The sequence below is a fragment of the Spirosoma pollinicola genome (genome assembly GCF_002831565.1).
Lineage (GTDB): Bacteria > Bacteroidota > Bacteroidia > Cytophagales > Spirosomataceae > Spirosoma > Spirosoma pollinicola.
Map to the genome: position 1 here is coordinate 4,448,664 of NZ_CP025096.1, position 23,748 is coordinate 4,472,411.

A 23,748-nucleotide genomic window follows, 5' to 3' on the forward strand; every position below is an offset into this window, starting at 1 on the left:
GACAAGGGTCAGACAGGGGCTACAAGCTCGTTTTTCAGGCGGGTGATGAGTGATACATATTTTGACGATACACTCAGGAAACCTTTGTCGTTTGGATGAATCTCGTCGTACCAGTAATCGGCCGGTTGCGCAGTTTTTCGGACAGTACCGCGCAAATCCAGATACGTCACGTTCGAATAGGTTTCGGCTAACTGACGAAGCTGTTCGTTGAATGTATCCACAATAAACCAAACAATGGCATCGCGTTCATCGGAATCGGTAATGCTATTTTTAGTCAGCACATCGCCCATCCAGATCATCTTTCCGGGGCGGTTATCCTGTCCGGCGGGAATAACATAATCGTACCCGTGAACGACTACCTGTACCGTCGGATAGCCCTGTTCTACCAGCCTCAAAATACGCGTATATCGGTCTTTCACTCCCGTTAAACTCGTCCAGAAGGCATCTGTCAGGTAACGCTTAGGCCCATCCATACCGACTATAGGCTCACTGCGGATAAAACTGGTAAAATAGGTGCCAAGTAAATCATTGCCCCCGCCACTGAGCAGGAAAAAATCGGGCTTAACCTGGGCAATAGCTTCCAGAAACTCACTGTTTTTTAGGTAGTCCTCCAACGTTGCACCAGCAGCTGCTACGCTGAATACCGAATACACACCCGACAGATAATCGATCACGTCGCGCAACAGGAACGGGTACTGAAACCAGGAATCACCTTCCGCAACGATGCGTATGCGATCGGGATACCGCACCAGATTCTGCCGGTACTGTCGGTTTTGAAGCTGGCGGGCCACCTTGTTGGCGAGGGCAAGCGACAAATCAGCAAAAAGTCCCCGCTGTTCATCGGTAATGCCCAGAACCCGAAGGTCAGGTCGGAGTTTCAGCGTAGGGTTCAGACTCGCGTCGGTATTGGTTTCGAAATACAATCCCAGCGCGAAATCAGCTAATTGATTATCCCGTGCAGCATCACCCGGCAGGGTCAGCATCTGGTTCAGCTCCTCCGTGCTTACTGTGTTAACTAATGGATTAATTAATTGCAGCGTGAGTGTCTGGCTGCTCCACTCAGGAAGCGGTTCTGTCTCGTCGGTGTCTGTATCAACACCGCCCCGATTCGCCTTGTTTTTTTGTAAATCCGACAGCACAACGGGAGATTCCAGTGCCTCAAGAGTGAAAAACGCCAGTGTTTTTTCGGATAAAGGGTCTGTTGTAATCAGTAGTTTAAAATATTCTGTAGACGACGGCCAGTTATATTGACGAATGACCTCTTCCAGCCGTAGACGAATGCTGTCCATTCGGCCGGTGGGTGATTTTTTGTCGGCAAGACCCAGCGAAACCCGTTGTCCCGGTTCAAGGCGGCAGTTGATGGGCAAAAAGCCGGGATAAGCCATAAAATCCCTTGACAGGTATAAAACCGTACAATACAGGGGCCGGTCGGTGGGGTTTGTCAGGTTTACCGTCAGCGTACTCGTCCACTGACCAGCCGCCTGAACGAACGAAACCGGAATAGGGGCCGGGTGAGCCTCCGTTAGTGTAAGCGGTTGTTCTCCCTGCCGGGCTAGTTCAACCGTCAGCAAGGGTGCCGTTGCGGCAGGGTTACGTAGATTCCTCAGGTATTCCCACTGGGCAATGTGTCGTAAATAGTTGGTGAGCCGGGTTACTACCTGAGGCTCATCGGCGGGAAGCGCTCTAACCAGCGGCTGGTTATCATTCTCGGGGTGAGTGAGGTAGTAAAGCCCATAACGACAGTGAAGTGTATAGTCGGCATTCGTTTCGACTTCCTCCGGAATGACAACCCCGTCGGTGAGTGACTGGCCAGTGGTCTCCGCCGGACGAGTCAACAAGTCGGCGATATCAGCCGATGGGCCACCATGATTGATCAAATGCAATCGGATGGCCTGCATCATCAACCCCTGAATTGTTGCCTGGTAAACCTGCGTTTTGTCTAACCGGGACTGAACGTCATCGGTCAGATCGAGAACCGTATAGTCTGACCCGATCTTGTTTATCTGAGCCGGGAAGCTTTCGCTGCCGGTCGAATCCTGTATTTGTATGAGTTGATCGGTATCGCTGACGCCATGAATTGCGCCAACATCAAGCAACCAGCCTTTCTCTGTATTGTATGTCGCCGAAACCCTGAGCGTATCAGGGTCGAGGGGGCGATTTAGAAATCCCCGGTTCAGTAGCAGGTCATGTTCACTGCCAACTACGTATACACGTGGTTGTTGGTCGAAACTAAACCGCATGTACTGGCGTACCCGGTTGTGCAGGTCCCGGTACGACACATCACCATGAGCGGCATTGAGCACGGTTAACAGATTCTTCGTGAAAATACCGTCTCCATTTACTTCTACCGCACTTTCGTCAGACTCACAGGCGGCCATCTGGACATGGTCGCCCTGGGGCATGGCCACTTCCAGACCCTGTTCGTTGATCTGTTCGGCAGACAGGACATTGTGGAAGAAAAAAGCCTCGTACGGTCGGCAGGGCGCCGACTGCGATAAGCGTCTTTCGCGAACATCCTGCCCGGCCATTGCTTCGGTCAGTAGATCGGCGGCCCGGGTATTGTCGCCGGAATGGCAGCAATCAAACAGGGTTACGACATGCGCACCCGTAGCGCTCAGGGGAGCAATCAGGTAGCGAAGTTCTTTGTCGGTCAGTAAAAACTCCCAGGGCTTTGTTGTTTGTGCATCATGGCAAACCAGGCACTCAAGTTTACCATCCGTTTCTGTAGTCCATATAGACCGGTCGGCTTCTTCCTGCGCCCCATGCCCGGCAAAATAAAACAGGATCGTATCGGCTGGCCCGGCCTGGGCAAGATGTGTCCGGAACCCATCGATCAGAGCCGCCTTTGACGCTTCGTTATCGGTAAGCAACCGTAGATTGAGGGTAAAGTCGGGTAAATTTTGCAGGTAACGGGCAACGGCCCGGGCATCGTTGGCAGGCCCTCTCAATGGCCTGACTCGTTCATAGGCCCCTACACCTATTACCAGGGCATAAAGCGAAGGGTTGTTTCCTGACGGGCTTGATTCGGTAGTTATATGGCTCATGGAAAGAGGTTTATGAACGTGCTGGATGATCTATGCGGACTACTGATGTAAAAGTAAGCTACTGATCAAAGATACTTTTTCGACAATCGGCCAAGTTGATATGACTTTGGGGCAGGCCCAATTCAGTACTGTTTAGTCATATACTCTGACGGGGTTTTCTCGAAAAAATCTTTGAAAACCGTACTAAAATAGGCGGGGCTTTCATAGCCAACCATATAAGCTGCTTCAGACACGTTGTTGCCCTGGCGCATAAGTTGCACCGCTCGTTTCAGCCGATACTGCCGAATAAAAACAGTGGCGGGCATATTGACAAGAGTGGTTAACTTTCGATGCAGCGTTCGGCGGCTCATACCAATTTCGCTGGCCAGTTCATCGACCCCGAAAGCTCTATCGTCAAGTCGCGCTTCAATGAACTTATTCAATGTATGAATAAAGCTGTCTTTTTGCGCTTCCGTCGCTACTGTGTTTTCTGAATGGGTGAGTTGATTGTAATAGTGTTCCCGTAACTTTCGTTGCCTGTCAAGCAGGTTGTGGAGCCGTAATTTGAGTTCGTCAATATGAAAAGGCTTGGTAATATAGTCATCTGCTCCATGCTGAAACCCATCAATACGGCTCGGCTGCGATACTTTCGCGGTTAACATCAGCACGGCAATATGATCGGTCTCCGGGTTTATTTTAAGTCGACGGGTCAGTTCGTAGCCATCCAGTCCGGGCATCATGATATCGGTAAGGATAACATCCGGGAGTTCATTGCGGGCTATTTCCCAGCCTTCAATACCGTCGTTGGCCGTTATTATCCGATAGCTTTGGGCGAGTTCAACAGATATAAAGGTGCACAATTCCTGATTGTCCTCCACAACCAGAATCAACGGCTTGTCCTTTTCGGATGAGGGGTGAGTAACGGGCGAACCGAACGAACTCTCTACCGGCAGGGCAGGGGCTGGCTGTGTCGTTTCAACTTCATGATTTAAGACAGGGGAAAGGGGCAGGTCAACCAGAAACGTTGTACCCGAGGGTTGATCCATGCCATACGGAACACTATATACGCTTACACTCCCGCCCATGAGTTCGGCCAGTTCTTTCACCAGCGAGAGGCCAATGCCCGTTCCAGGAGTAGACACATAAGTCGATGACTCCACCTGATAGAACCGGTTGAATACGTATGTCAGTTTTTCGGGGGCAATACCGATACCTGTATCCAGTACGGTCAGCTGTATACGATCCTTATGGCTGGCAAGGCGAACGTGTATGGAGCCCTCCTTCGTAAACTTCAGGGCATTGGAAAGTAAATTATGGATAATTCGCTCTACTTTATTGGGATCAAAATAAAACAGGGATGTTAACTGACACTCGTAGGACAAGCGCAACTGTTTCTGTTGCGCAATTGGCTCGAAGGCACGAACAACCTGTCCTATAAAATCCCCCAGGTTAGCGGCTGATTGTACGAGGGTTAGATGCCCTGATTCCAGCTTAGCCAAATCCAGCAACTGATTGATCAGCTGCAACAGCAGCTGCCCGTGTCGTTCAATACTGCGTAATCCTTCCTGTAAGTCAAAAGGCTCGCGGTATCGCTGTATCAACTGCTCCACCGGCGAGAGAATCAGCGTGAGTGGTGTACGTAACTCATGCGTGATGTTGTCGAAAAAGCGGGTTTTCAGGGCATCGACGACTTTCAACTGGTTGGTTTCCCGCATCTGCCTGATGTGTTGTACCGTTTTTTCGATGGTTACCTCCAGATCCGAGAAATCAATCGGTTTACAGATAAAATCAAAAGCGCCCCGGTTCATCGCCACGCGAATGTTTTCCATATCGTCGTAAGCCGATATAATCACTGTGCCCAGTAACGGATTTAGTGCGGGTAGTTGGGCGAGAACAGTCAAACCATCCAATTCCGGCATGTTAATGTCCAGCAGCACTATATCGATGTCGGGCTCCTGCCGAATTTTTTTCAGGGCCTCCAGCCCGTTGGTCGCGAAGCGAAACGCATACACGTTCTGCTGAATTTTGGTTCGAAATTTACCCAGGAATAGAGGCTGTAAATCTTCTTCATCATCGACGACAAGAATGGTGGTTGTCATTTAAGGTAGTACAGCAAGTTCAGGTAAAGAGGATACGTAAATGTATGTATAAGCGATACTAAAATAGCTTTTTAAATGAGCTTAATACGCTTTTGTAGAAAAAAACATACATGTGGCCGAAATACGAAACAAATTGGCCTGATTTAAGAAGCGATTTTTTGAAAACAACCAGACTTTTGATACACAACTGATTCGGAGTTATGTGTTTCGCTGGAAGTGGCCCATTCGCGGAGTATCTGGATAAATTTTTCTCAAAATCTATTTATTCGCATTCTTGCGCATCTCGACGAAAATTTCTGTGTTTCTTCTGCCGAAATTATAGTTTTTACTTTTTTAACCTGGCCGGACTCGGTCATACGCTTGTACAGGGTAATTTAGTATAATCAAAATAAAGTCAAGAAAATTTTCATTATAAAACGCTTAAAAATGATTTTCGGAGCTTTAATTAAACAAGGTTATTTCCCTTATATGTACATGCATTGTATTGATTCGTGGCATCGGGTTGTATAAGTGTTTTGGGTGAAATTAATTTTTTAAATTAAGTAAATTCAACTCCATACTACTTAATAGCTTTATAGAGAAAATCGAGTTTATAGCGCGTTGAACTTTAACCAAGATATAATTGACATAACCTGCTTCTATTGCTACATACTTTTCTGAAGTTTGGTAATAAAATTCAGTTAGAATTGCAATTGAAGAATGCCGAATCTACTCTTAACTTGTGCTGATAAATCAATAAAAAAATGAAAGCAATTATTTTTTTTGTTCTCATTTCGGCCAGCAGTGCTCTAGCACAAAACCGATCTATCTATCTAAAAGTCAAGGATGTAAAAACAGATACAGCCAAAAAGCAGATTGTTTTTCGTTACCAACTGGGTAATATTGCGCCAAAAGATTCACTGGGAGTAATTATAAGAAGAGCAAATGGCCAATTAGTTAAACTTAACTCTGTTTACGGTGATGTTGGCATGACATTAACAGACGGAAGGAAGAAAACTATATTCTGGAATCCCGTTGCTGATCGCCAAAAATTTGATGAAGATATTGGCATATTTTTTATTGTTAAAATTGGCGAAAATCAAGGCCTTACCAGAAAGCAATATTTCGACTTGGGGCGGTGGACGGCTAGTGCCGGTTTGGTTGGCTACAGCGCCTGGGAAGGGTTAAGTATTGGTAAGGCGATCCGGACTTACAATAGTTATAACGCACCAATTAACATTTCGGCTAAAGAGAATCTGGATGCGGAGATGGATAATATTCAACATCGTCAGCAGCAATTCTATCGTATAGTGGCTGTTTCAGTAGCAACTGTATTAGCTAATGTTACTATATCACTGATTCAGTCAAAATTTAAGCTCAAACCAACCAGATTTGGGTTAACCGGTAACAAGTGCTGTGTTGGTGTTGCCTATAAATTTTAAGCATCTGATCTGATGAAAAAATATATACTCTTTATGCTAATTATACTGCCCATTTTTTGTCATGCGCAGGGTCGTATTTTTAAAGGAATTGGTAGCCTTGCCCGGCATAATAAGGTTGCCAGAAGTGCTGATACAGCCTGCGTTTGTCAACACTTGAATACCGCAGTACTTTTCCCCAGGCCACCAGAAATTTTTGCCTTTACAGATACACTGGCCAATGCATCGAACTTCACCATAAAAGCCTGTATCAAAAACCTGAAATCGGCCGAGGGTATACGGTTGACCCTGAATGGGGAAGAACAATCTATTCGTGAACAGACGACATCGTTTGCCATTGCTAAAGATGAGTCGTGCCCTACGGGCTATTTTTTTAGCTATACACTTACACAGTCTACTTCCCGCAATACCGTGAGTCTGGAGGCTCGTAATGAGGGCGGTGCAACCCTGCGCTATCTGGACGTTCCTGTTGTCAAATAAACTACCAACCCTCAACTCATGGCACAACCATTAGTCGTTATTGCCTATGCCAATAATCCGGAGCATCCGCTGCCGGGCCTGCGTGAGGAAGATGATCAGGTGCATCAGTACCTGCAAAGTCGATCGGCCATTCAGCCCTTTCGGATTGTCCGCGAATCGTTTGCTACCCGCGACCGGCTGGTGGCTCTGCTCACAACGCCCGAAGATAGGGATTCACTAGTGATGTTTTCCTACAGTGGCCATGCGGCTGGCGATCGATTGATTACCGAAAACGAAACAACGAACGCCAGCGGGTTGTCCAGTCTGCTCAGTCAATGCGCCAGCCTGAAACTGGTGGTGCTGAACGGATGCTCTACAGTTGGGCAGGTTAAGCTGATCATGTCGGCCTTTGAGAAACAAAATAGACCGGCACCGGTCATCGTTGCCACCTCGGCAACGGTGGGCGATGGGGCCGCTAAAGATTTTGGCATTACATTTTTCCGGCAATTGTTTCTCTATAACAGCTCGCTGGAACGAGCGTTCGATACGGCTCTGGGAGCCGCTCAGACACAGGTGGCCGGTTCGGAGATACTCGTTGACAAAGGTGCTGGACGAGGAGCCGTCGATCTGTCGGTCGATGATGACCGTGTCTGGGGTATTTATCCGTCGTCCGGCGATTCTGAAAATTCACTAAACTGGACGTTGAGCCGGGAGCTGTCGCCCCAAACGGCGGTTGCGTATGAACCTAACCGTGAGTTGTTCAGAAGCCTCATTGTCACGCTGCGCAAATTCAACCCCAGAATACAGGAAATCTGGGACAATGAACAGGGCATGCTCAACGATTTTTCACCTTACGATGATGACTTGCTAAAGAGTTTTCCGCACCCTATCAGCGTTCAGCTTCGCAAACTTCGGGCCATCCGGGGCCGGAGCGATGGTGAGGAAATGAAGTTTTACAATCAGGCAGGCCGCGATCGACTCTGGCAGTTGTTACGAACCTATCAGACGATCATTAACATTATGATGGGTATTCTACAGGCTGAATGGTGGAACAGTCTGAGCAGCTCCCCGATAATGGATTCCTCAACGGTTGGGTCGGCCGGCCTTTCCGGTTACGGCCAGCGCCCGAAATATGAATTAGCCAGTCAACTGGCAGATAAACTTAGGGAGCACCAAAATACCCTGTTTGTGACGGAGCTAATGAGTAATGAAAGTCTATTCGCTCAAATTGCCAAATCCGGCGTCTATTTTGATGGCTTACAAGCTGGAATTGAGCGAATGTCGGAATCAGAAGCGAATGGCGGCTGTCAGCTTGCCGAAAAGCATTTATCTGAACTTCTGAAAAACGTGGCGTTCCTGACACAGTATAAGCTGATTTCGGTCAAGAACATTTCGATTGTTAAAAACAGAGTAGCTACCCAGCCCCGCTACACGCACCGAATCTACCAGTATTGGCAGACCTACCTTGATCCTATTCTTCGCAATACAACCTCCGATTATTTCCTGGACAATACGTCGGTATTACTGCAAAAAAAGACCGGGAGCCCCAGCGAATATCTGAATTTGTCGCCTTTCTTGATCGACGAAAATACCTTTCAGGAAAAAGCGACACTATCGAATCTGTTTGCCTGGCAGGTTATCCGAAGAAATGGGGAAGAGTTGGTATATGAACACCTGCTTCGCTACGATGGGCCCCGCCTAACGCTGTGCGAAGTGGACCCTACTATAGCTACGGATGAGGAGCAACAGCGCAATCTGCTGTATTTCGAAATGAAAAAACAGTTGGATGCTTACTTCGGATTAAAAGAACCTCAAACGTCGGCACGTGCATGAAAAGCCCCTTCAAATTTCTGGATGCCTATACGCTGGCCGACAAAGCCGTGTTTTTTGGCCGGGCAAAGGAAAGCAAAGCGCTTTACCAGCACGTACATGCTACTTCACTGGTGCTGGTTTATGGGTTATCGGGAACGGGAAAAACCAGTCTGGTTCAATGCGGATTGTCCCAGCGTTTCGATGGCCCGGACTGGTTTCCGTTCTTCTTCCGGCGGGGTGACAACATAAATGAGTCGACTCTGGATGCGCTAAGTAAAGCGTTGGTTCGCCCGGCAACTGCCAATGATTTACCTACACTGGTTAATTCGATTTTTCGCCATTATTTACGACCTGTCTATCTCATCTTTGACCAGTTTGAAGAGCTGTTTACCGTAAAAAACTCTGCTTTCGACGATGGTGAGTCGGTTGTAAACGCCAAAAAAGAACAGGAACAGTTTTTTGAGTCGTTACACGCCTTACTGATTCGCTCGGAAGTTCCCTGTAAAATTCTGCTCATCATGCGGGAGGAGTTTATTGGTCAACTCTATGAATATGAGCGAATTGTGCCCACACTGTTTGACTTTCGACTTCGGGTGGAGCCGATGACTGCGGGCACGATTCAGCAGGTGGTTGAGAAAACGTTTGAGCGGTATACCATCACGAGTGAGCCCACCGTAACAGAAGCAATTACTAAAAACCTGCTGCGGGGGCAAGCCACAAGCCAACTGGCCTACCTCCAGGTGTATATGGACCGGCTCTGGCGCGAAGCTCAGGAACATGCCCAGCGGGAGGGGCGGTTGCCACTGGCTGATAAACCGGTGCGGATCACCGAAGCAACGTTACAGCAAACCGGCGATGTGAGTAATGTCCTGAACCGCTACCTGAACGAACAGGAACACGACATCCAGACAAGGCTCAGTTTGCCGGACGATGCCATCATGAAAGTGCTGGACTACTTTGTTACCGCTGAGGGGACAAAACAGCCTATGGCCTACAAACTAGTCAACGATCAGCTTTTGGTGAGCAAGATTGAAGTACCCGACCTGACAGGGCAACGACTCAGCAACTGCCTGCTCGACTTGGAAAAAGCGCGGCTTATTCGTCGGGATGATAGTTTTCTGGAGTTAGCTCACGACTCGCTGGCGGGTATTATCGACCAGAAACGAACGGCAGAACAGCGGCTCCTGAACAACCTGATCCAGAGTTTTAAAGTCAACTATGAATTGTATACCCGGCAGGGAGGATTACTAAATACGCAACAGGTTGCTCTTTATGACCAGTTCGGGCAAAAGCTGGTGCTGGAACCAGCCGTGGTCAACTACATTGAGCAAAGCCGGACCGAGAACACACGGGAAGAAGATGCACTCCGAACAACAAATAACAAGTTGAAGCGGCAAGCCCGGATGCTGATCGGTTTTGTTGCTGTTGTGTCTGGTCTGGGCATAGTGAGCGGGATTTTTTATTTCCAGTCTCAGCGGAATTTGAACGAGGCTAACCGGGAGAAAGCTAACCTTCTCCTGATTGATGCAGAGACATATATAAAGAGTAAGGACTTTGGCGAAGCAAGTACAAATATCAAACGAGCCCGGTTACTGCTACCAAATAATGAACCCCAACTTAGCACCAAGGCATTAACGCTGAGCAAAAGTATTCCCGGAAACGCTTCTAAAAAAACTAACTGATGAAGGCGTCAATCTTACTTCTCCTCTTTTTACCAGTTCACTGTTTTTCTGTTCAAGCTCAACAAAAAGCTAGTGATAAGCCTCCATGTGTTTTATTGACGCGGTTGTTGAAGCAGGCTGAAAATTTCGAAGCGGCCAAAAATTTCAAGGGTGCCTTGAACAAGTTAAATTCTGCCCGAATAGCCGCCAGGAATTGTGATGACGAGAGTTCGACCCTTGTCGATAATCGGATAGATAGTGTTTATCAAAAGATTATTGACTTAAAAACGAAAGCTGAACAGGCAAGCGCCGAAGCCAACCTGGAAAGAAAAAAGGCATTGAACGCTAGTAAAGCAGCAATTATATCAAAAAGACAGGCAGAGTATGAGAGAAATGAAGCACAACGGGCAGTTGTAGCGGCAAAGGTAGCCAATGAAGAAGCTTTGAGGGCGGCCCAACGAGCTGTTCTTGCCGCTCAACGTGCCGATAATTTGGCTCGGATTACAGAAGCGTCCCGTCTAAGAACACTCGCTTTGCAGGTGAAAGACGATGAGCCAACCCTGGCGTTACAACTCATAAAGAGAGCCTGCGATACATCTTATTTCCAGTATAGTTATGCCACAGAGACGCTTCACTCAATCGTATCGACAACGCATCCAGCGTCCTTCTACCTCAAAAAATTCGAGAAAAGATCGGATGATGTCAGCAGCGTTGTGCTGTCGAAAAATGGGCAATTTCTGGTCATTGGCCAGTATTCAGACTCGTTAACGATATGGGATCTGACCAAAACGCCAGATCAGGGAGTTGACCAACCAACCGCAATTGCCGCCGGGCAGAAAGGGGCTGTGCTAAGTCTGGCAACATCTGCTGATGGGAGCGTTATCGCTAGTGGCGACACCAGGGGGAGCATCCATATACGAAGCAGTACACTGGAAACGCAACTAATTCTGGCCGGGCATGAGGGTGCTGTTCTGAGCGTTGCCATAGCCGAAGACAAAAGCCATGCTGTGAGCAGTGGGGAAGATAAAACGGTATGCGTTTGGGATTTAACGACCGGAACCCTCGAAAAAAAACTATCCCTACAAAATGGTAATACCTTACTACAGTATGGCGATGTTATACAGGTCTGTTTTTCGCCGGACGGCAATTGCATTGGTACAGCCGGAAATGATGAAGTTGTTCGGGTTTGGGATTGGCATAGCGGAAATGTACTCGCCACGCTGGAGGGCCATCTCGGCGCCGTACGCTGCGTGGCCTTTTCGCCGGATGGAAAATACATCATCAGTGGGGGAGACGATAAAATGGTCAAGGTGTGGGATTGGGCGAAAGGGCTACTCATTCACTCCCTTTCGGGGCATCAGGGCGCGGTGAACAGTGTGGCTTTTGCATCCGATACGGCTGATTATGTTCTGAGCGCCAGTCAGGATAATACGGTAAGGGTCTGGGATTTACGCAACAGCCGGATGTGCCGTGAATTACGGGGGCACAATAAGTCCGTTTTTGCCGCCGGGTTCTATGACAACAGCCGCTATATATACAGCGGAAGTTATGACCGTACCGTCAAGCTTTGGGACTGGAAGCAGGACCACATGGTAAAGCCAAATTTTCTGGCAGTACAAAGTAGAAAAAACGCAACCACCATAACCTCTGATGAACCAAAACGCCAACGGGATGAAGGTAGCCCGGTTGCCTTTTCGATAAGTGACACGACACGGTTCAGTCAATATGTGATTACGCAGGGTTCTGAAAAAACGATCTGGTTATGGAATGCCGCACCGGCAGCTAAACCGGCTTATATCCTTTATGATGTAGACAACGAGTCGGGGTCTTTCACGGAGGATATACCCATTATCAACTCAAGGCTATTGTATCAGGCTCTTTATCAAAAACTGATCAAACAGAACGGGAAGTTAATTCCCGGTATGACGACCGAAGATCGGTCAAGATTTTTGACTACCTCTCAATAACTAATGGTATGCCTGCTCATTTTACAACTCACACCAAATTTGTTGACTCAACTCAAGATCGAAAAAGATACATCCACACCATGTCAAAACAGCTTTATAGTCTCATTCTGGTACTTGGTTTAGCCTTTCTAGTAATCAGTTGTTCGGAGTGGAAGGTTTCCCCTTTCGACATTGCTTACCCTATCGTATATATTGGGGCAACGAATGGGAAAGTCTATGCTCTGAATGCCAATACAGGTGAAAAAGAGTGGCAGTTCGTTTCCAGTAGTCCGATAACGGCGAGCACTTCTTTCGCAGATGGGGTACTTTACGTCGTCAATCATGATGGTAATGTCTATGCACTGGATGCTAAAACGGGTACGCAGAAATGGATTTTCGCTACGGGCGGAAATAGCTATTGCAGCCCGCTGGTAGCCGGAGGAGTGTTATATGTGGGAAGTCTTGACCAAAAAATGTATGCTATAGATGTCAAGACCGGCCTAAAAAAATGGGAATTTGGAACGGGCGCACAGATCAGGTCTAATCCGGCCCTATTTGATGGTAAAATTTACTTCGGCAGTTACGATCACTCGTTTTATGCACTCAATGCGCAAAATGGTAAAGAAGTTTGGCGCGTTGAAACGGGCAGCACGATCTGGTCTTCACCAGATTTTTCAGAAGGCCCCGGATTAGTGTACGTTGGCAGTGCCGACCATAAGGTATACGCTTTCAATATGAACACTGGTGATCCAGTCTGGGTTTTTGAAACAGATTGGACAGTTGATTCAAGTCCCTTTGTGGCGTTGAATAATAAGGTATACATCGGTAGTCGTGACCACAATGTATATGCCTTGAATATGTATAATGGCAAAATAGATGGGGTATATAGGGCTAACGCCGAATTCTATTCAAGTCCAATAGTCGCGAACGGAATTCTGTATTCGGGCAATGATGACAGACACGTATATGCGCTTGATGCGGTTAATATGAAAGATAAAAAGTGGGAATTTTTAGTGGGTGCAGACGTCAGTGCTAGCCCTGTTCTGGCAAATGGACTGCTGTATATAGGAAATTGGGATAGAAATTTCTATGCGCTGGATCCGGTGACGGGGACGGTCAAATGGAAATTCAACGACGTAGAAGATGGTGCGCCTAACGTGCAGGTAGATGGTGCGGCAATGGTTGTGCTGGGAGGGAAAGTTATTGGCTTTTATCCATCCACTACTGGCTTACAGAACAAGTAAAAGGGCCATCATGAAGCACTGATATACTGAAAGCTCCGGGTCGGAGAGAATGATTGAATCACCAAAACTACATTGACGCCATGCGAAAATATCTTTGTGATTTTACGTTACTCCTTGGCTTGGTCTTTCTATTGACCAGTTGCTCGGAGTGGAAAGTTGCTCCCTTTATCTTTAATCTGAAAGGGCCTATCGTGTATTGTGCCTCTTCGAACAGCAAAGTCTATGCGCTGGATGCCAATACGGGCGAAAAAGTATGGGAATTCTACACCGGGCAGCCGATAAATGCCAGTCCTTTTTTCGTTGATGGGGTACTCTATGTCGTCAATCAGGCGGGTAAAGTTTTTGCCCTGGATGCCAATACGGGTACGCAGAAATGGGCATTCTCAACTGGGGTCGCCGATGGTTACGGGAATAGATACTCAAGCCCGATAGTAGCCGAAGGATTGCTCTACGTAGGTAGTACAGATAAGAAGATGTATGCCCTGGATGCCGACACCGGCCTGAAAAAGTGGGAATATGCAACGGGTGGGGAGATAAAGTCCAGTCCTTTGCTATACGACGGGAAAGTTTTCTTCGGTAGTTATGACTATTCATTTTATGCACTTGACGCGAAGGCAGGCACTAAAATATGGAGTGTAAAGACGGGCAATACAATCTGGTCGTCACCCGCTGTTTCTGCAGCGCTCGGCATTGTTTATGTTGGTAGCGCTGATCAAAATTTATATGCATTCAACTCGGGAACCGGCGATAAGGTCTGGGCCTTTCCGGCAGGAGGAAAAGTTGATTCCAGTCCATTTGTGGCACCAAACGGACTGGTATATGTAGGGAGCCGTAGCCGCGATCATAAAGTATATGCTGTGGACTTGTTGAGCGGTCAGAAAAAAGGGGAGTACGGCGCCAATGACGATTATTTTTCAAGTCCGGTCGTTGCAAATGGGTTTGTTTACATCGGCAATGACGATAAACGAGTTTATGCGCTTAATGCCGCCTATCTGGCAGAAAAAAAGTGGGAATTTTCTGTGGGCTAGTTCGTGAGTTCCAGCCCTGTTCTGGCGAATGGGCTTCTATATGTGGGTAGCTGGGATAAAAACTTCTACGCGCTGGATCCCATAACCGGTAAGGTTAAATGGAAGTTTTCGGATGTGCAGGTAGATGGCTCATCGAACGCACAGGTAGATGGTGCATCGATCGTTGTGCAAAATGGAAAAGTTATCGGGTTTTATCCATCCGTAAGTGGCGCCAACAATTAGCAGGCACACCCACTGACTAAAGATTCTCGTTTAGCCAAAGTTCGATCAATTTTCTTTTGCTAATTGATTGATATAGAGTCTACACTGGCTACATATGGGTATCGGCCTGGGGTTATCCCAAACGTTTGCCGGATAAAATAGACCCCTAAAACTTCAGATTCTGAACCCGAACGGCGTTTAGAATCGCCAGCATTGCCACGCCAACATCGGCAAAAACCGCTTCCCACATCGTAGCAAGGCCACCCGCTCCCAATACCAGCACAATGCCTTTGACAACCAGAGACAGAGTGATGTTCTGCCAGACAATCCGGCGGGTTGCCCGCCCAATGGCAACAGCCATAGCAATTTTGGCCGGTTCATCATTCTGAATGATCACGTCCGCCGTCTCAATGGTTGCGTCAGACCCCAGGCCCCCCATGGCTATCCCCACATCTGCCAGGGCTACCACAGGGGCATCATTGACACCGTCGCCGACAAAGGCTAGTTTCGACTTCGGATTAACTGACAGATCAGATTTGAGTCGCTCAACCTGAGCTACTTTGTCTTCGGGCAGCAAATCACCGTACCACTCGTCAACACCAACCTGTTTCGCCACCGCTTCGACTACGGCCGACTTGTCGCCCGACAGCATGACCGTATAGATTCCGTCTGCTTTCAGCCGTTTTACCGCTTCGGCTGCGTCAGCTTTTAGTTCATCGGCGATGGTGAAATAGCCCGAAAAGGCTCCGTCGAGAGCGGTCATGACAATTGTGAAGGGAATTTGGGTCAGGGCTTCATCGAACGGGATGCCGAATTTTTGCAGCAGTTTGGCATTGCCTGCCAGCATCTGTTTGCCATCGACCAGCCCTTTCAGGCCATGACCGGGAATTTCTTCCACGCCTTCGACGGAAATCGATTCATACCCTTTCCCTCCGTCCTTGCCACGGGCATAGTCCAGTATGGCCGTGGCTACAGGGTGGGTCGATTTACTTTCCAGGGCCGCTGTCAGTCGGGCCAGTTCCTGCGCATTTATGCCCACCGGTTTCACTTCCTGAACGGCAAAGACACCTTTTGTCAGCGTACCTGTCTTGTCCATGACAACGGTTTTAAGCTGGGTCATCAGGTCCAGAAACACCGAGCCTTTAAACAAAATACCCTGCTTTGATCCCGCGCCGATTCCACCAAAATACCCAAGCGGAATGGAGATGACGAGCGCACAAGGGCAACCGATAACCAGAAATACCAGGCCCCGATACAGCCAGTCCCGAAAGACGTATCCGTTCCCCTGATCATGGGATAAGAAAAAATAGGGGGCAATGGTGATGAGTAAGGCCAGGCCGCAAATAGCTGGCGTATAGATTTTTGCGAAGCGGGCTATGAACTCCTGCGTCTGTGCTTTACGGCCCGTTGCCTGCTGCACGAGTTTGAGAATACGCGACAGTTTGGAATCCTGGTAGGGGGTAGTTACATCCATTTCCACCAGAGACTGCCTATTGATCATGCCCGCCAGAACCGCTTCGCCTTTTGCAATTGTGCGGGGTACACTTTCGCCCGTTAAAGCCGCTGTGTCGAACGTGCCCTGATCGGAGCGCATTGTTCCGTCGAGCCCTACTTTCTCGCCCGGCTTCACCTGAACCACAGCCCCAACCGCCACCGTGGCGGCCTTCACCGTCTGGGGCCTGCCCTGTTGAAGCACGGTCACTTCATCAGGACGAACATCCAGCAGGGCCTTAATGGACCGACGCGCCCGAAGAACGGCCGCATCCTGAAACAACTCGCCGATGGTATAGAACAGCATGACGGCTACCCCTTCCGGATATTCGCGAATACCGAAAGCGCCCAATGTAGCCACGCCCATCAGAAAGAATTCAGTGAATACATTACCACTCGCAATGCCTTTCCAGGCTCGGTTTACTACTGGCCAGCCAACAGGAAGGTAAGCGGCAACATACCAGATAAGACGAACCGGGTCTTTGAACCAACCTGCGTACTTATCCAGAACGATACCTGCCAGCAACCCCAGCAGGCTGATAATAACGGGAGCGTAGGTGCGTAACGTTTGTACAGGGCCGGTCTTAGTCGGAGCAAGATCTGCTGCGGGTATGGTTTCTTCTTCGATTAGTTCGACGTCATCGTCGTGGTCGTGCTCGTGGTTATGCTCGTCTGCCATGTATTGTTGTTTTGAACTAAACTCAATTAATCGTCAATAGGCTTTTTACAACCGTAAGCTTTTTATGTTCAGGCGTATAGCCCCGTATGCTCACTTTATTCGAAAGTATGGTTATATGCTTATTTTATTATACTTTATGCTGTCATCTCAACTTCTAAATCGACCTTGACGCATGAATCAATCTTTACTTGCAACGATCCGTTTTTGGGTGTGGTTCACGGCCATTCTTATAACAAAGATGGCTGTGGCAAACCCCAGGCCTGTAGGAAGTGTAGGCGCAGTCCCAACGATCACCGTTTCACCCGCTTCGCTGACCATTCTGAATTACAGCGAATATGAAGGCCAGTATCCAGCAACGTATACCGTGTCAGCCACTGGCTTAACGGCAGATCTGGTCATAACCGCCCCGCCTTTTTTCCTCCTTAGCGCTCAGGGAAACACCGGTCCCAGTCTAACTATTCCCGCGACGAATGGTACCATTTTATCTACTCAAATTTCGGTAATTCTACTTTCCTCCTCTCCCGGTACATTAACAGGCGTTGTTACAAATAGCAGTGGTTCGGCTGTAACCACCGTAGCCGTCAGCGGTACGGCCCTGGGTCAATCCGAGACCGTAAGCCCAACCACACTGAATCCGTTTACGACCACAGTTGGTCAGCCCTCCACAGTGCAATCGTATACCGTGACCAATCGGGGAGGATTGTCCGTATATGTTTCTGCTCCAACTGGATTCGAGATTCGCACGGGGACTAATCCCTTTGGCTCAAGTCTGGTGATCAATCCCAGCCTGACCTTTGCCAGTACACAGATCGATGTGCGGTTGACAGGTGCGGTGGTTGGGCCAGTCTCGGGGGTGATTTCGCAGGACACGTATTATCATGCTGCTCATGGGGTTTATCCGGTCGCTGTAAGTGGTACTGTTTCGTCCGGCAGCGCACTCCCGGCTCTAAGCGTCGCTTATCGGGACGCTGACTATGGTAACCGAACCAATCAAATCATCCGACCTTACCTTCAGCTCAGAAATGAGGGAACTACGCCAATTCTGTACAGCCAGCTTACGCTTCGCTATTGGTTTACCTCCGAAGGCAGTTCACCACCAACCAATCTGGCGGTCTATTATTCTCAACCAGGACTTGTGCAGATGAGGTATGTGGCGCTGGACCAGCCCCGACAGGGTGCTTTCGGCTATGTCGAGTATAGCTTCAAAGGCACTGGCAGCCTACCGGCCAATGGCAATTCAGGACCAATCGAGACTGGTATTCAGAAGGCTGACCGCTCAAACTTCAATGAGTCGGATGATTATTCTTACGCGGCTAATTATGCCGCCTATACGCCAAACAGCCGCATCACGGCCTACCTGAACGGGATGCTTCTTTGGGGGCAGGAACCGTCACTAGCTACACCGCAGACTATCGTGCGGGCCTATTCAGCGGCCAGGAACAGCCCGTCGGCTTCGCAGATTACTACCCGGATCGATCTGCGTAACGAGGGCAATACACCAATTCCGGTGCAGGATTTGAGCATTCGTTACTGGTTCACGTCCGACAATGGTCAACTGGCCCAGGTCCATGTGGACTATGCCGATATCGGGGCTGCTAACGTGCAGGCTCGGGTGGTTCCGTTAGCTCAGGCAGTACCGGGTGCTGACAGCTATGTAGAACTCAAGCCCGTAAGCAATGCGACACTGGCCCCAATGAGCAGTTTGGGTGCAATTGATTTCCGGCTGATGCGTTCGGACAATGGCTTACTGGATCAGCGGAATGACTACTCCTACGCGGCCAACTACGGCACAGTGGGGCTAAACTCACATGTCGGCGTCTATCTGAAGGGGGTGCTGGTCTATGGCAGTTCTCCTGAAGGAACTTCCGGACGAGTGGCAGCAGTTGACGAGTTGCTGCCCACGCTTCAGCTACGGGTGCTGGGCAATCCTGTGGTCGGTTCTCAAGCAGAAATGGAGATCAGCGGGGCCGCTGGTCAGTCAGTTACGCTGCGGCTGTTGGACTTGCAGGGGCGGTCGTTGCACGAACAGCGTATTGAGCAGGCCGGTACGCTGGAACGGGTGCGCGTGCCGATGGGCAATGGACAGGATTTATTGCTCTTAAAGGTGAGTACCGCGACGCAGCAACAGCAGGTGAAGCTGATCAGATCCAGATAATCCAGTTAATTGTCCAGCAAAAAGCCCGGATCGGAAATGATTCGGGCTTTTTTTATCAGTGCTTATCCTGTCGATGTTTATGGCCCGACAATAAGAGTATGCTTCAGGTTATTGTACCCTGTGCGATCTTCCCAAAGGTCCGTATTGGCCAGCCTGATACTATAGTTCGGATTTTGGGCGAGTGAACTATACCCGTCAGGCAGGTTCAACAGTAGTTCGTAGCGACCTGCTTTAAGGGCAGCCGGAAGCTGAAGCGTATGGCGTAGCTGATGAGAGCCGGGAGATAACCGTCGGACATCCGTTTTTAGTGTAATGCTATGAATGGCACCATTATCCGTATTTCGCAGGATGAGTTGAAAAGGCCTGGGATTGTAAGGGGCGCTATAGCCTACATTTTGCAGAATCAGGTCAATCTGTAGTCGCTGGCCTGCCTTAACATGGTCAGGAATTGTCGCTGACCGTAGTACGAATCGGTAACCCAGCCGACGACGGATATTGTCCATACATCCCTGCGTTTGCCAGTCATTGTTTACCTCGTTATTGTAGCTGGCATTCAGGTAGCTGTAGTGCATCAGGGCCATTTCCTCCTCGGCACGACCCAGAGGGGCACAGTCATTTTGCGGACTGAACGCATCGTCACAGGTTTCGCCCCCCACCGCCGTATACCGACTATCCTGCGCCATATACCGACGTAGGGGAATCGTGGCCGGGCCGCGCTTTGTCGAGGAGTTGCCGACATCATAAAAGGTGCCGTAATCATCTGCACTGGCTAAAAAGCAGTCGTTATGAAAGCCGATTCGAGCGAGGTCGGAAGTGGTGTATCCATCCCCGGAGTTCATGGCGGCCGATGTAATTGGTGCTTTGGGTCCATACGCAAACCGCTGCTTGATCTGTGGGGTGCGAACCTGCACCATGCGGTCTTTAGGCAAGGCTTTCAGCAGAGCGGCCAATACCTGATTACGATCCCGCCAACTGCTGTCGGGTACCACGCCAAGACTATTGGTCGACGCATCGCCAAAATAATCAGTGAAGTAATTTTCGCCCCAAATGCCAATAAACCCCATTTGCAGCACGGCAATAACAGCGGCATGTTCATGAAGCAGGGGGCTTAACTGGCTGATATGCGTCAGCACGATTGCTTTAGGGGCATCGCCATAAGGTGGACAAATTTTGTATTGATCCGGACAGGTACCCGTTGTCGCCTGTTCCGTATAGGCAAACCGGAGAATGAGCTTAACGCCCGCCTTTTTGGCGATAGCAAAGTCATTGCTTACTTTTTTAAGGAAATCCTCGCTCAGTGGGCTGCTTTTAAAGGTTTCCAGTCGATAGCTCCGATACACTAGAGAACAGTTAATCGAATAAGTGGCCTTGGAAACGCGCTGGGACTGGGTTCGATACAGTGCCAGTTTAGCCGAATCGAGGGGTACGAATCGAGCGGAAGACGTACTGATCGGGATATAAAATCCCCGTTCGGGGTTCGGGAAATCCTGCTGACTTTCTATGTAAGTCAAGTGATGGTTCTGTGCCTGGAGAACTGTCTGGCTAAGCAACATATAGACAACTAATCCCGGCAACAGCCGTAACAGGTGGATCATGGGTGATAAATTACTTGTACGAGGCTAAAGTTAAGCAAAAGCCTACGGGCAGTACAACCCGGTACGGATAAAGTCCGATAGATTTACTCGCTTTTGTGTCATGCTTACCGGAGCTGCAATCCTTACTAACAAGATATACTGTCGGGACTGATTAAAACCAGTGCTATAGAGTGCTTTAGTTATGCAGGCATCAATCATCCACGATTATTAATCAATCGCAACGCATGTACAAGATTTCGTTAAGCTTCTTTTCCGCCTTTCTGCTGAGCTTTGGCACAAATCAGGACTTGGGGCAGAGCAAGAAACAGGCCGTTGTCACGGCGGTTTCCCAGGTACCGGATTATCCGGCTGATTTACAGGTAACGCCTTTCACCGGCCCTGATCTGACTCCCAGTCCGGCGTGTCTGGCCGTAGCTCCAACCGGCGAGGTATTTGTTGGGGTCGATAAGCAGGGGTCGCTGGGTAAAAAACCGAACATGGGTAGCATTGTGCGGCTGGTGGACCAGAATAACGACGGGAAAGTAGACCTGCATACAACGTTTGCCAGCGTAAATAACCCAAGGGGTATCATTGCCCTGGGCAACCAGTTGTTTGTGTTGCACGCCGTTTTCTCGCCCGAAACCGGGAAGGCTACGGGAATGAATCTGGTGGTATTTGAGGACAAGGATTGGGATGGACAGGCAGATGGTCCGTCCAAACCGCTGGTCGAGCATATTAGTAACGCCAAATTTATTCAGGAGCGGGGAGTGGATCATGCAACCAATGGTATCCGAATGGGGATCGACGGCTGGATATACATTGCCGTGGGCGACTTTGGTTTCCATGATGCGGTAGACCGCTCGGGGAAAAAGCTAACCATGCTGGGCGGAGGGATTGTCCGGGTAAGGCCGGATGGGACCGAAATGGAAATATTCTCCCACGGCACGCGTAACATCTACGACGTAGCGATTGACCCGTACATGAATATCTTCACGCGGGACAACACCAATGATGGAGGAGGCTGGAATATTCGTTTCAGCCATCAGCTTCAATCGGGCGAGTACGGCTATCCAATGTTGTTCAAGCATTTTACCGACGAGATCATTCCCGCTCTGGTCGATGTTGGTGGCGGGTCAGGTACGGGTGCTTTGTTTTTGGATGAACCTACCTGGCCGCAAAAGTACAATAAGGTGCCCATGATGGCCGATTGGGGTCGCAATCAGCTATACATTCACCGGGTCACGCCCGACAAAGGCTCGTTCACTCAACAGGAAGAAGCCTTTATCAAACTACCCCAGATTACCGATGTAGACGTGGATGGCTCGGGCCGACTGTATCTGTCAGCCTGGAATGGGGCGGGTTATTCGGGAAATCCTGACAAGGGCTACGTCGTGCGGGCGGTGCCGCAAAACTGGACCTACCAGCCTTTCCCGAATCTTAAAAAAGCCTCGGTAAAAAAGCTGGGCACATTGCTTACCTCGACGAGTGCGGTGGCGCGGTTATATGCTTCTCAGGAACTGCTGACCCGTCCGGAAAAGCAAGCGGCAAAAGTCGCCTGGAAAGTGGCTTCAAATCAGAATCTGCCGTTAGCTAACCGGGTGGCGGGTATCTTCACCTACGCCCAGGCCAGCGGAGAAAAAGGGATTGACAAACTGGCCAGCCTCACTCAGGATGCATCCGTCAGGGAGTTCGCTCTCCGGGCACTGGCCGACCGAAAGCCGTTCATCAAAAACGTGCAAATGGAGCCTTTCGTACAGGGAGTGAACGATCCTTCGGAGCGGGTACAGATCGCTGCTTTGATTGGTCTGGGTCGCCTGGAGCGAGCCGACGCGGCAACTACATTACTGAAAGTCAATGTGCCTAATTCGTTTGTTGCGCCGGGTAAAGACAGCGAAGGCCCGCATGCCACGCCCAATGCCTCCCTCGTTCCGGCCCATCTGGCGGTTCGCTCGCTGGTGAAGCTGAACGCTGTTACGGCCTGCGTGCAGGCAATCAACTCCCCAAATGCTACCCTGGCGCTATGGGCTTTGCGGTATATGCCTACGCCGGAAGCAGTAGATGGGTTAATTAGTGCGTACCAGCAGGCCAAAGACGGGGCTATTAAAAGCCAGATCCTGACTACGCTGGGGCGCTTATATAAACAGGAAGCCCCGTATGATGCTTCCTGGTGGTGGAGCACCCGCCCGGATACGCATGGTCCCTATTATAAATCGGTCGTTTGGGATTCATCCCCCACTATCAAAAAAATGTTGGTTGCCGAATGGCAGCAGACCAGTGATAAACAGTTTTTTGTCGACCTCAACAGTCGATTACGTCTGGATATTGCTGAGTTTGGGGTGGAGGAGCCGGTGGCCATTCAGCAGGAAAATAAAATCGACCTGGACAAAATTCGCAGTAAAAAGGGGCAGGTTGGCGAAGCGTCGATCGAAGATGTGATGCTGGCTATGGCAAAACTACCGGGCGATGCAGCCCTGGGTAAAACCTTGTTTGCACAACAAGGCTGCGTGGCCTGCCATAGCCTCTCCAGAAACGAACCAATGAAAGGCCCTTTTATGGGGCAGATTGGCTCAATTATGAATCGGGAACAGATTGCGGAGTCCATTTTAAAACCAAACGCATCCATATCACAGGGATTCGCCACCGTGTCGATTACCGCAAAAGGGAATAAGAACTATACGGGATTTATTACGGAGGAGTCTGCTACCCGATTGGTTCTGCGGGACATTGGGGGGCAAGTGTATACCATCAAAAAAGCTGACTTGCTGAGTCGAAAGGAAATGGAATCGTCCATGATGCCGACGGGCTTAGCCAGTGCCTTGTCGTATGATGAGTTTGCCTCGCTGATTACATTTTTATCACAACAGAAATAAATCTGTATAATATTATTTTGCTATGTATAATACATCTGTAATATAAAGCTGTTATTTTTAGCCCATAACTAACAAAAAGGGTAAAGCT

The 23,748-nt window shown here is 49.1% G+C and carries 14 protein-coding genes; 10 read left to right on the forward strand and 4 right to left on the reverse strand.

Translation table 11 applies throughout. From position 1 onward, the window contains the following. Positions 1-8: 8 nt before the first annotated feature. The gene (locus CWM47_RS18635) at positions 9-3,044 is read right to left on the reverse strand and encodes a caspase family protein (RefSeq protein ID WP_100989732.1); all 3,036 of its coding nucleotides are present in this window, start codon (positions 3,042-3,044) and stop codon (positions 9-11) included. A gap of 122 nt (positions 3,045-3,166) precedes the next feature. Continuing rightward, a complete protein-coding gene (locus tag CWM47_RS18640) occupies positions 3,167-5,122 on the reverse strand; it encodes a response regulator (RefSeq protein ID WP_100989733.1) in 1,956 nt (651 codons plus the stop codon). Between the two features lie 743 nt (positions 5,123-5,865). Here CWM47_RS18640 and CWM47_RS18645 point away from each other — a divergent pair. The 8 genes from CWM47_RS18645 (at position 5,866) to CWM47_RS18680 (ending at position 14,912) form a co-directional block, all read left to right on the forward strand. Beyond that, on the forward strand, positions 5,866-6,543 hold the full coding sequence (locus CWM47_RS18645; RefSeq protein WP_100989734.1) for a hypothetical protein: 678 nt from the start codon (positions 5,866-5,868) through the stop codon (positions 6,541-6,543). 12 nt (positions 6,544-6,555) lie between these two features. After that, entirely contained in the window at positions 6,556-7,020 is a 465-nt protein-coding gene (locus CWM47_RS18650) for a hypothetical protein (protein ID WP_100989735.1), read from the forward strand. A gap of 18 nt (positions 7,021-7,038) precedes the next feature. Further along, positions 7,039-8,832 carry a hypothetical protein gene (locus tag CWM47_RS18655; RefSeq protein ID WP_100989736.1) on the forward strand — a complete coding sequence of 598 codons (1,794 nt, stop codon included), beginning with the start codon at positions 7,039-7,041 and terminating at the stop codon, positions 8,830-8,832. Then, positions 8,829-10,493 (forward strand): ATP-binding protein, encoded by a 1,665-nt coding sequence (locus CWM47_RS18660; RefSeq protein ID WP_100989737.1) that lies wholly within the window; start codon positions 8,829-8,831, stop codon positions 10,491-10,493. Before CWM47_RS18655 ends, CWM47_RS18660 begins: the two co-directional genes overlap by 4 nt. A 155-nt stretch (positions 10,494-10,648) precedes the next feature. Further along, entirely contained in the window at positions 10,649-12,439 is a 1,791-nt protein-coding gene (locus tag CWM47_RS18665; RefSeq protein WP_170069436.1) for a WD40 repeat domain-containing protein, read from the forward strand. An 80-nt stretch (positions 12,440-12,519) separates the two neighbouring features. After that, on the forward strand, positions 12,520-13,662 hold the full coding sequence (locus CWM47_RS18670) for an outer membrane protein assembly factor BamB family protein (protein ID WP_170069437.1): 1,143 nt from the start codon (positions 12,520-12,522) through the stop codon (positions 13,660-13,662). Positions 13,663-13,742: 80 nt separating this feature from the next. Then, a complete protein-coding gene (locus CWM47_RS18675) occupies positions 13,743-14,690 on the forward strand; it encodes an outer membrane protein assembly factor BamB family protein (RefSeq protein ID WP_100989740.1) in 948 nt (315 codons plus the stop codon). A 3-nt stretch (positions 14,691-14,693) separates the two neighbouring features. Beyond that, on the forward strand, positions 14,694-14,912 hold the full coding sequence (locus CWM47_RS18680) for a PQQ-binding-like beta-propeller repeat protein (protein ID WP_100989741.1): 219 nt from the start codon (positions 14,694-14,696) through the stop codon (positions 14,910-14,912). A gap of 145 nt (positions 14,913-15,057) precedes the next feature. On the opposite strand, the gene CWM47_RS18685 is transcribed toward CWM47_RS18680, so the two are convergent. Beyond that, entirely contained in the window at positions 15,058-17,061 is a 2,004-nt protein-coding gene (locus tag CWM47_RS18685) for a heavy metal translocating P-type ATPase (RefSeq protein WP_100989742.1), read from the reverse strand. 172 nt (positions 17,062-17,233) lie between these two features. On the opposite strand from CWM47_RS18685, the gene CWM47_RS18690 reads away from it, so the two are divergent. Then, complete coding sequence (locus CWM47_RS18690; protein ID WP_100989743.1) at positions 17,234-19,216, forward strand: cellulose binding domain-containing protein; 1,983 nt, start codon at positions 17,234-17,236, stop codon at positions 19,214-19,216. 77 nt (positions 19,217-19,293) lie between these two features. On the opposite strand, the gene CWM47_RS18695 is transcribed toward CWM47_RS18690, so the two are convergent. Then, on the reverse strand, positions 19,294-20,811 hold the full coding sequence (locus tag CWM47_RS18695) for a DUF4832 domain-containing protein (protein WP_100989744.1): 1,518 nt from the start codon (positions 20,809-20,811) through the stop codon (positions 19,294-19,296). Between the two features lie 224 nt (positions 20,812-21,035). On the opposite strand from CWM47_RS18695, the gene CWM47_RS18700 reads away from it, so the two are divergent. Beyond that, complete coding sequence (locus CWM47_RS18700) at positions 21,036-23,660, forward strand: DUF7133 domain-containing protein (RefSeq protein ID WP_100989745.1); 2,625 nt, start codon at positions 21,036-21,038, stop codon at positions 23,658-23,660. Positions 23,661-23,748 lie beyond the last annotated feature (88 nt).

Coding starts and splice junctions, on each gene's coding strand:
- CWM47_RS18635 (WP_100989732.1), bottom strand. CDS start 3,044: ATGAGCCATATAACTACCGAATCAAGCCCGTCAGGAAACAACCCTTCG.
- CWM47_RS18640 (WP_100989733.1), bottom strand. CDS start 5,122: ATGACAACCACCATTCTTGTCGTCGATGATGAAGAAGATTTACAGCCT.
- CWM47_RS18645 (WP_100989734.1), top strand. CDS start 5,866: ATGAAAGCAATTATTTTTTTTGTTCTCATTTCGGCCAGCAGTGCTCTA.
- CWM47_RS18650 (WP_100989735.1), top strand. CDS start 6,556: ATGAAAAAATATATACTCTTTATGCTAATTATACTGCCCATTTTTTGT.
- CWM47_RS18655 (WP_100989736.1), top strand. CDS start 7,039: ATGGCACAACCATTAGTCGTTATTGCCTATGCCAATAATCCGGAGCAT.
- CWM47_RS18660 (WP_100989737.1), top strand. CDS start 8,829: ATGAAAAGCCCCTTCAAATTTCTGGATGCCTATACGCTGGCCGACAAA.
- CWM47_RS18670 (WP_170069437.1), top strand. CDS start 12,520: ATGTCAAAACAGCTTTATAGTCTCATTCTGGTACTTGGTTTAGCCTTT.
- CWM47_RS18675 (WP_100989740.1), top strand. CDS start 13,743: ATGCGAAAATATCTTTGTGATTTTACGTTACTCCTTGGCTTGGTCTTT.
- CWM47_RS18685 (WP_100989742.1), bottom strand. CDS start 17,061: ATGGCAGACGAGCATAACCACGAGCACGACCACGACGATGACGTCGAA.
- CWM47_RS18690 (WP_100989743.1), top strand. CDS start 17,234: ATGAATCAATCTTTACTTGCAACGATCCGTTTTTGGGTGTGGTTCACG.
- CWM47_RS18695 (WP_100989744.1), bottom strand. CDS start 20,811: ATGATCCACCTGTTACGGCTGTTGCCGGGATTAGTTGTCTATATGTTG.
- CWM47_RS18700 (WP_100989745.1), top strand. CDS start 21,036: ATGTACAAGATTTCGTTAAGCTTCTTTTCCGCCTTTCTGCTGAGCTTT.